Origin of the sequence: Rubritalea sp. (assembly GCF_039830215.1) — a bacterium.
Lineage (GTDB): Bacteria > Verrucomicrobiota > Verrucomicrobiia > Verrucomicrobiales > Akkermansiaceae > Rubritalea.
The window spans coordinates 1-9,656 of record NZ_JBDOPO010000180.1 but is presented as its reverse complement, the minus strand read 5'-3'; the positions used below and the strand labels follow the sequence as shown (position 1 = coordinate 9,656).

General features: G+C 49.2%; 5 protein-coding genes. 2 read left to right on the top strand and 3 right to left on the bottom strand.

The features are described 5' to 3' along the window. Window positions 1-71: 71 nt before the first annotated feature. Window positions 72-569 carry a hypothetical protein gene (locus ABGY95_RS06115; protein WP_347440810.1) on the bottom strand — a complete coding sequence of 166 codons (498 nt, stop codon included), beginning with the start codon at window positions 567-569 and terminating at the stop codon, window positions 72-74. 125 nt (window positions 570-694) lie between these two features. On the opposite strand from ABGY95_RS06115, the gene uvrA reads away from it, so the two are divergent. Beyond that, on the top strand, window positions 695-6,253 hold the full coding sequence (gene uvrA / locus ABGY95_RS06110) for an excinuclease ABC subunit UvrA (RefSeq protein WP_347440809.1): 5,559 nt from the start codon (window positions 695-697) through the stop codon (window positions 6,251-6,253). A gap of 60 nt (window positions 6,254-6,313) precedes the next feature. On the opposite strand, the gene ABGY95_RS06105 is transcribed toward uvrA, so the two are convergent. After that, the gene (locus tag ABGY95_RS06105; RefSeq protein ID WP_347440808.1) at window positions 6,314-7,213 is read right to left on the bottom strand and encodes a hypothetical protein; all 900 of its coding nucleotides are present in this window, start codon (window positions 7,211-7,213) and stop codon (window positions 6,314-6,316) included. A 62-nt stretch (window positions 7,214-7,275) separates the two neighbouring features. Between ABGY95_RS06105 and ABGY95_RS06100 the strand changes: the two genes are divergently transcribed. After that, window positions 7,276-8,121: an alpha/beta hydrolase gene (locus ABGY95_RS06100; RefSeq protein WP_347440807.1), complete on the top strand. Its 846-nt coding sequence runs from the start codon at window positions 7,276-7,278 to the stop codon at window positions 8,119-8,121. A 500-nt stretch (window positions 8,122-8,621) separates the two neighbouring features. Here ABGY95_RS06100 and ABGY95_RS06095 read toward each other — a convergent pair whose 3' ends face one another. Continuing rightward, a complete protein-coding gene (locus tag ABGY95_RS06095; RefSeq protein ID WP_347440806.1) occupies window positions 8,622-9,083 on the bottom strand; it encodes a GAF domain-containing protein in 462 nt (153 codons plus the stop codon). Between the last annotated feature and the right edge of the window lie 573 nt (window positions 9,084-9,656).

The window sequence follows — 9,656 nt, the reverse complement described above, 5'->3', positions numbered from 1 at the left end:
GCTCACCGAAGTCCCCCATAAATAATTGACGAGCCACCACTTTGACTCGGCATAGATTTTCTAAATAGCCCTTACTTCTTCGGCTCTTCCTCTTCGAGCGCTTTCTCGATGACTTCAGTAGCGAGTTCGTGATCGCTCACATCCTTTGCGCCATCCCTCTTGCCGCGTGTCCATAGGTAGTAGTCGCCGTCGTCAGAATTTGACGCACGCATGTTGAGCTGCCCCTTTTTGTTGATCGTCGCAGTGATAGTAAATGTCTTCTCGCCCATCTTTATTTCGAACACGTGGACATTCCCCTCACTCTTCACAAGTGTCGCTGGGATCTCCTGTGACTTCCCGCGCATTGATGCTGAGATAGTTCCTTCTTCAAAAGTATATTCCACCATCGACATGCGCTTCAAAATGCTTGGAAGATACTTCGCTCCCTCAGCATCCCACTTCGGTGATGTCTGAATAAATTTCTCAGTAGCCTCGGAATCGAGCACCCAACTACCGGCAATCTCTGCTGGCAATTTAGCAAATGCTGTTGTCAACAGAGCTGAAAAGGCGAGTGCGAATGTTTTGATCATTTTCATAGTAAGAATGCAGATACAGCCCAGTCCTTTAGCTGTCGATCCAATTTGCTTTCTAACGCAGTTCCAACTGAGCCCAATTCCCCGTTTGCCAGAAAGGAAATCACAGCTAGACTCCTCTCGTGCCAGAGAACATACCAGCGATCCAAATTCGAGGAGCCCGTCAGCATAATCTAAAGAACCTAGATCTCGACATCCCCAAAAACCAACTCACCGTCATCACTGGCCCCTCTGGTTCTGGAAAGTCGTCACTCGCATTTCACACCCTCTACGCCGAGGGCCAACGCCGCTACGTTGAGACATTCTCACCCTACGTGCGCCAGTTCCTAGATCGCATGGACAAACCAGCGGTCGACCGTATCGACAACATACCGCCGGCGATCGCCATCGAACAGAAAAACTCTATTCGCTCCACTCGCTCGACTGTTGGAACACTCACCGAGCTCAATGACTACCTCAAAGTCATTTACCCAAAACTCGCTAGGGCATTTGATCCAAAGACAGGGGAAGAAATCAAACCCGACACCCCTGCATCTATCGTAGATTGGAGCTACTCCAATCATACTGGAGAAAATATTCTAATTCTCTTCCCCATCACTATTTCCGAGAATGCCACCACCGCTGAAGTCTTTAACTTTCTCAACCAACAAGGCTACCTCAGAGTACTCAAAGCAGGAGAGGTTCTGCGCACTGACGACTCAGATGACACCAATCCATGGGGTGAATCATCTGCTATTATTATTCAAGATAGAATAAAACTAACAAAAACTAACAAGACCCGCCTCCACGAAGCTCTTGAAGCCGCGCTCAACTTTGGAAAAGGACATTGTTCGATCCAATTCAAGTCATCAGGTAACAAGGCTAAGATCCGATCCTTCAGCACAGAGTGGCACAACCCCAATACAGGATTCACTCTCCGCCCCCCCACAGCCTCGCTCTTCTCATTCAACTCACCACTGGGGGCCTGCCCCGACTGTCGTGGCTTTGGCCGAATCATCGGTGTCGACCTGCAAAAGTCTGTCCACGACCCCACGCTAACCATCAAAGAAGGAGTCATCAAACCCTTTGAAGGTGAACGAGGAGCTGAGTGCAAGGACGACCTCATTCGTTGCGCGCGTGCCCAAGGAATCGACATAAACATCCCGTGGCACCTCTTGCCTAAAAAGGATCAAGAATGGGTGCTCAAAGGCGAAAAAGGAAATGCTGATAAACTCTGGAAAGCTGGAAAATGGTATGGGGTTCGCGGATTTTTTGATTGGATGGAAACCAAGGCGTACAAGATGCACGTCCGTGTCTTCCTCTCCCGCTACCGGGCCTACACAGAATGCCCAGCGTGTAATGCCACACGTCTCAAGCCTGAAGCCCTATGCTTCAAGATCGAGGGTAAAACCCTCCCCGAGCTTTGGCACATCCCTCTAACTGACCTCAATGATTGGTTCAACAGCCTTAAATCAGAAATCAAAAATCAGGATTCAAGCTCGCTGAAACACGCGATGAGTGAAATCCAAGCGCGTCTGTCCTACCTCAACGAAGTCGGCCTAGGTTACCTCACCCTCGATCGCCCAGCCCGCACACTTTCTGGTGGTGAAATCGAACGCGTCAACCTGACGACCTGTCTCGGAGCAGCGTTGACTAACACACTCTTTGTTCTGGATGAACCAACCGTTGGCCTCCACGCACGCGATGTCAACCGGCTCATATCCATCATGCATAACCTCCGCGACAAAGGGAATACTGTCGTCGTCGTCGAACACGAAGAAGCTGTCATGCGCCAAGCTGACAACCTCATCGATATTGGCCCAGCAGCTGGAGAAAATGGTGGAAACATCACTTTCCATGGACCACTTACCGACGTCAACCAGTCAGCAATCGATAATCAAGAGTCGATCACCCTCCCCTACCTCACAGGCGATAAATCCATCAAACCTCCGGCCAAACGTCGCAAATCCCGTAAAAAACTCAGCTTCACTGGCGCACACAAGCACAACATCGACAATCAAAACATAGCGCTTCCCATCGGCACATTCATCTGCCTAACAGGTGTGTCTGGATCAGGGAAATCCACCATGGCCAATGATGTGATCTACCGCAACCTCCAGAAGGCCTTCCTCCACACCACCGATGAAGACCCAGCATTCATTAAATCTCTCAAAGGGATCGACCACATTTCTGGCGTGGAACGTGTCGACCAGTCTGCTCTCACTAGAACTCCTCGTTCCACACCAGCCGTCTATGCTGGCGCGTTCGATGCTATCCGCGAACTCTTCGCTCTCACCGATGAGGCCGACGCACAAAATATCAAAGCCGGCTACTTCTCCTTTAACTCTGGCACTGGCCGCTGTGAGCGCTGCTGGGGAAATGGTTTTGAAAAGGTAGAAATGCAGTTCCTCAGCGACCTTTACATCACCTGCCCAGAGTGCGAAGGATCACGCTATAATTCAGCTGCATTAGAGATCAAACTTAAAGGGAAATCCGTCGCTGACGTTCTAGCTCTCACCATCACTGAGGCCCTTGATTTCTTCAATATTGCAGAGGATGAAGTGAAGTCCAAAACGCTCACCCTCAAATCAAAAATTCACCGATCACTGAAGCCTCTGTTAGACGTCGGCCTTGGTTACCTCAGACTGGGCCAACCGCTCAACACCCTATCCGGTGGTGAGTCCCAGCGTATCAAACTCTGCCAGCTCCTTTCGAGAACCAAGAAAGTCACTGAAAATGGCCAACTCCTTATTCTAGACGAGCCGACAACGGGACTCCACTTTACCGATATTGAAAAACTGCTCAAAGTCTTCCAATCCCTCGTCAATGCTGGCCACACACTCCTCGTTATCGAGCACAACCTCGACGTCATTCGCTCAGCTGATCACCTCATTGAGATCGGACCTGGTGCCGGAACTGACGGTGGCCAAGTTATCTTCCACGGCACCCCAGAAGAAATCCTAACAACTACCACCGAGACAGCCAAAGCCCTCGCAAATGACCATTCGCCGATTGCCTCAACAAACAACCAGCAATCAACAATCCAAAGCCTGCAATCAAATGCAATCCGCATTTCCGGCGCACGCGAACACAACCTCAAAAACTTCGACCTCACCATTCCACGCGATGAGCTAGTGGTCGTAACCGGCCTTTCGGGATCCGGCAAATCCACTCTGTCATTTGATATCATTTTTGCTGAAGGTCAGCGTCGTTTTCTGGACTCCATGTCGCCCTACGCCCGCCAGTTCGCTGGTCAGTTAGAAAAACCCGATATTGATAAAATCGAAGGCCTTCCACCAACTGTAGCCATCGAACAACGTGTCTCGCGCGGCGGTGGTAAATCCACCGTTGGTACAGTCACCGAGATATTCCATTTTCTACGTCTACTCTACGCCAAACTCGGCACCCAGCATTGCCCAGACTCTGGCGAAGCTGTAGTCTCACAGACTCTAGACTCTATTTCCAAGCAGCTCAAAGCGAGCTTCAAAACTAAAGCACGCAGCCTCCTGCTGGCTCCTCTTATTCGCGGTCGCAAAGGCTACCATACCGATGTCGCCGCGGCTGCCAATCGCAAAGGTATTGAGCTACTCCTTGTCGATGGCAAACTAACCGCGACCGATGCATTCGCCCCGCTAGCCCGCTACAAGGAGCACGACATTTTTGCTGTCATCTGCGACGACAAAACTCCCGACACAGATCAACTAAGCCAAGCTCTCAGCTTAGGCAAAGGGCAATGCGCAGTGGCCAAAGAACTCTCTACTAACAACTGGGAACTAACTACCTATTCCACCGCACGTGTTTCCCCAGTCACCGGAGTGTCCTTTCCTGAACTTGACCCTCACCACTTCTCATTCAACTCATCGCGCGGCTGGTGCACAGATTGCCGTGGCTATGGATCTATCAGCCAGTCGGTAGGTAAGAAAAAGAAGAAACGTAAAGCAAAGCCAAACGAATTCAATTCTGAGGCTGAAGCTGAAATCGCCGAAGAACTCAGCCATTCCCCCCAAACTGACGAAGACTCCATCCGTATTACATGTCCAGAATGCCAAGGCGATCGAGTCAATCGTAATGCACGTTTCGTCTTCATCAATGACAACAACATCGCGCATATATCCAGACACTCCGTCACCGATGCCGCGGAAATGTTAGAACAATGGAAATTCACAGGCCGCGACAAACTCATCGCACGCGACATCCTTCCTGAGATCATCCAGCGCCTTCGTTTTCTAGAGAAGGTGGGCCTAAACTACCTTGCACTCGATCGCTCAGCCGACACACTTTCCGGCGGTGAATCCCAACGCATCAGGCTAGCAGCCCAGCTAGGGTCAAACCTCACTGGCGTACTCTACGTCTTAGACGAGCCAACCATTGGGCTCCACCCACGCGACAACCAACAACTACTCGACACCCTCGAAGCTCTCCGAGGGCGTGGTAATTCCTTGCTCGTAGTGGAGCACGATGAAGAAACCATGCGCCGTGCCACTCAACTCATTGATCTAGGCCCAGGTGCTGGAGTCCTAGGTGGAAATGTCGTGGCAAACACCACGGGTAAAAAATCTCAGCTCAAAAAGACACTCAAGGAATTCCCTGAGTCTCCCACTCTACTCTCGTTCGCTGCACCCCTACAACACCCATTGTTAGGCAAGCGCCGCAGCATTCCTAAAATTGCTGAGAAAAATGCCTGGCTAAAACTCACAGGTTGCAGCCACAACAACCTAAAGGATATCGATGTTCGTATCCCCTTAGGTCGTCTCACCACTATTTCAGGAGTCTCTGGTTGCGGTAAATCCTCGCTCATGCGCGGCACCCTCCCACACGCTGTCAAGAAATCGACGACGAAGGATAAAGACACCTCTAGTTACTTTTCTAAATCTATCGGCTTCGATAACTTTAAATATTGCTACGAAGTTGACCAATCGCCGATCGGTAAAACCTCGCGCTCATGCCCAGCGACCTACGTCAAAGTTCTCGATGATATCCGCAAACTTTTTGCTGTGGTGCCAGAAGCCCGCATGCGCGGTTACACTGCCTCGCGTTTCAGCTTCAACAATGGCGAAGGACAATGCCCAGAGTGCAAAGGCAATGGACGGATCAAACTGGAGATGGACTTCCTTCCTACCACGTGGGTCCCTTGCTACGCTTGTTCGGAAAAACGCTACAATCACGCCACTCTAGAAATTCTCTACAACGGGAAATCTATCGGTGATGTCCTAAAAATGAATATTTCGACAGCTGCCAAGTTCTTTAAAAATCACACCAAGCTCCATCGTACGCTCTCATTGTTAGATCAAACTGGTCTTGGCTACCTCAATCTTGGTCAACCCTCGCCAAGCCTCTCAGGTGGTGAAGCCCAGCGACTCAAATTAGTCGCTGAACTCGCCAAAGGACGTAAATCGATCCGCAACATGACGAAGCAACACACCAACCTCTATCTGATAGAAGAGCCCACGATCGGGCTCCACCAAGAGGACGTACGTAAGCTCATTGAGGTACTCCATCGCTTGGTCGATGAAGGCCACACTGTGGTCGTCATCGAGCACCACACAGCCATCATGGCCGAGGCTGACTATCTCATCGATATGGGACCAGAGGCTGGCGACCATGGCGGCACAATCGTCGCCCAAGGAACCCCGGAACGCGTTGCCAAGAATAAAAATTCTCGCACCGCCCCCTTCCTAGCGGAGGCTCTAACAACCACCTAGCATTCGGCATTTAACTTAGCCCTAGTAGTGTCCGAGCTCTAGGGTTAAGCATGCACCATTCTAGCCATTCAGAGTTTTAGCCATTTTGGCGTCGATGACAAAATTGTCGCTACCAAAGGCCTTCACTGGCTCACCTTCATTCATCTGGTACTCAAATACTTTGATCGGCTTAGTTCCTGGTACAGTAGACATTAGGTACACTCGGATACTGAGGGCTTCTTTGCCTGTGCTGCCCTCTAGGCTTTTAGTCGCAAACTGAACTTCATTGATGCCGTCTTTGCCTCCACCAATCACGACTTCTGCAGCTTTGGTATCTTGGAAACGGTGATCAGAAATTTTATTTACCTTCATCCTCACCTCTCGGCCTGGGCAAAATACATACACCTTAGCAATGTACTTGGCTGGATTCACAGCGATAGGCATCTGCGGTGGCACTCCTGTTGCTTGGAAGTCTTTTTGCTCCACATAAGTCAGGTCTCCCTCTTTGAGTTGCTTGCGTACTTTGGGAAGAGCCATAAGGTTGATGAAGTCTGCGGTATCGTATTTCCAAGATCCTCCCTCATTCACGAAGTGTAACAGCAGAAGGTTCTCTGCTGGATCTCCTCCCACATTGAAATCTACTTTTCCAAAGTACACTGAAGTCGCTGTTGCACCTTTTTTATGTGCACTCAAAGCTTGTAAATTTTCCAGCGATGGGGGTGCAGCTGGCAATTGAAACACAGCTTTAGGAAATGGCCTGCGCTCAGAATAGATCCGATTGCGAATCGTGAGCTGGCGATTCTTCGAAGTCGTCGAGGCCCACGCTCTAATATCTTGGTTGACCATTGCTGTGCGCCACTTGCCGTACAATCCACTCAGTTGACTCTCCAGTTGCGGGTTATTTCCCTGTGCGCTCACTCCAGATGCACTCAGCGTGAGTAATAGTGCGCCTAACATCAAAAAAAATCTCTTTTGGATCATGCAAAGCATTGCACTATAAACCTGCTAAGAGGTAAAACTAAAACCTCTACTAAAAACAAACCATGGATTCCTCCGATAAATCAGTCTCACCCATCGCCGTCATACGCGATGAAGAACTCCTCAAGGGAGCGGAATCTATCGTTTACAAGCGCACGGAAAAAGGTGATCTCACTCTCCATTGCTTCTATCCTGAAGGGCATGATGAAAACGATCGACGTAGTGCCATTGTTCTTTTCCATGGAGGGGAGTGGGACCAACCGATGGTCACTCAGTTTGTCCCTCAAGCTCTCAATTTCGTGGCACTTGGAGCCGTAGGCATTGTTGCAGAATACCGCACAGCATCCGCCCACTCTAGCACCCCACTCGAGTCTATCAGCGATGCACAGACTGCCATTCTCTGGGTCCGTAAAAACAATCGCTACCTTGGCGTCGACCCTGAAAAAATTATCGCTGGTGGCTCTGGGTCTGGAGCACACATCGCGCTTTGCTCCGCCATGCATAAGAAAGTTGAGAATAACGGATTCTTCTCTGGCGCCCCCAATGCACTGATCCTCTGGAGCGCAATTGTCGACACCACCAAACGAGGTCTAGGTATGGCAAGGTTTGCATTCAAGCGCGATGCCCGACGTACTAGCCCAAACAAAAACATTCGGCGCAAGCTCCCACCCATGCTCTTCTTTCACGGCAAGGAAGACCCTATCGTTCCCGTATCAAATGTGGATAAATTTGCGCAACGCCTTCGAAGTAAACGTAATGTCGCACGCTTCGTCCCCTTCAACCGCGCAACCCATTCTTTCTTCAATTTCAATGTCAATCAACACTACTTCGTGCAGACCCTCGAGTCTGCCGAAGGATTTTTGATCGATCAAGGATTCCTAGAACCTAGCCCTAACGATGTTATTGAATAAGCTCAAATCGTCTCGCTTCGAGGTTTTTCCAGACCTCACCGGCACGAAAAAACTGCACGCGCATTGCTAAATCCCCTCCTGCTGCCATGGATTGTACTACTGCTAATGCTGTTCCTACATTGAAAACTGCATTGGGCTCGCTGAACCGTGATGGAGCTAGCGCCCCTGTCAGCACAATCGTTTTTCCTTCAATTCAAATCAGAAATTCAGCAGTTGCTCACATTGTGTCAGTGCCACGTTTGATCACAATTTGTGATTCTTTAGACTCCTCTCATCGTTTACCAATCAATTCACGTTAAGCCTAAGAGCAGCCCCTAGGCTGATCTTTTTTTTAAACGCCGCGTAAGTGTCTGGCAGCGAAAATCATACTTCATTATAAATATGGGGAACTGTCGACTCTCCGATTTCATATTGATAGTGAAAGATAGCATCGAAATAGATTTTATCGATCGTTCCTCCAGTTGTTAAAACTAACATAATTTATAATGAGTTCGAGCTGATTACAACGCCTGCGCTAACCAACCCGCCACTTGGTTAAGCTGAGCTATTTCCTCATTAGTAAAATCATGTGACTCTCGTAAACCAATACCCAACGCCCCTTTCAGCGCGTCCCCCTTCAGCATAGGAACAGCAATATTTCCAGCCACATTGGTTTTCTTAGCGTCCGGTCGAGCCACTCCTGAGGTATCCGTCTGAAGGTTACACATCTGCACAGCCTCACGTCTTTCAGCTGCTACTCCCGCTATCCCTTTTCCAATAGGAATCGTATTTACTTTATCCAGTAAGAATTCTGGGATTCCTTGGTGCGCCACGAGCTCCAGCAATTGAGTCTCCGAATTTAAAATGTGGATCGTACCCGTACTAAACGAAAACGCCTCAAGTACGGACTCCAATATCGCTTGATAGACTCCTTCGTTAGAAGGGGCTGCAGGCTGGGCAATAAGTTTTTCAATAGCGTTCATAGGCGTTTCAATGGTGACTTTCACGGGCAAGGTAACCCCTACTTTAAGATCGTAAATCTTAAATCTTCAATGATAGATCTTTTATCAACTTCCATTCTCTCTCAATTGTGCGTAGCCCTTCTTATGCGAGCACCCTTCGAAGAACTCGAATTGGGCTGAGCATTAGGCTAGCTTCATTTCTGCATCAACCTTTGCATGGTGGTTGCAGCCAAAGTAATTTTCGTTGTTCTTTTGGGTCCAGCGAGTATCACAGTCTTTTTTGAGCTCCCTAGGGTGGATCTTTTTCAAATCCATCGGGCCGCTCACCCTCCTTGGTCTTCTTGTTTTACTTCCCCGTGTTCCCTTCCTTTTGAAGCCTCAACACTCCTGGCATCAGTGATGCAGCCTTTGCAGTGGATCTGAAACTTCAAAGCAGTTTGTACACGGCGCCAATCGCTTAGGAAATGTTAGACCAGACAAAACGGTTGCTGGAAGGATGCCTTCAAACCAACTCTAAATAGCCACAAACTACCTAGTTTAACTTGGTAAATATAGCCTCCAGTACATCGATTTCGTGAGCTCTGATCAAATTCT

Coding starts and splice junctions, on each gene's coding strand:
- ABGY95_RS06105 (WP_347440808.1), bottom strand. CDS start 7,213: ATGATCCAAAAGAGATTTTTTTTGATGTTAGGCGCACTATTACTCACG.
- ABGY95_RS06115 (WP_347440810.1), bottom strand. CDS start 569: ATGATCAAAACATTCGCACTCGCCTTTTCAGCTCTGTTGACAACAGCA.
- ABGY95_RS06100 (WP_347440807.1), top strand. CDS start 7,276: ATGGATTCCTCCGATAAATCAGTCTCACCCATCGCCGTCATACGCGAT.
- ABGY95_RS06095 (WP_347440806.1), bottom strand. CDS start 9,083: ATGAACGCTATTGAAAAACTTATTGCCCAGCCTGCAGCCCCTTCTAAC.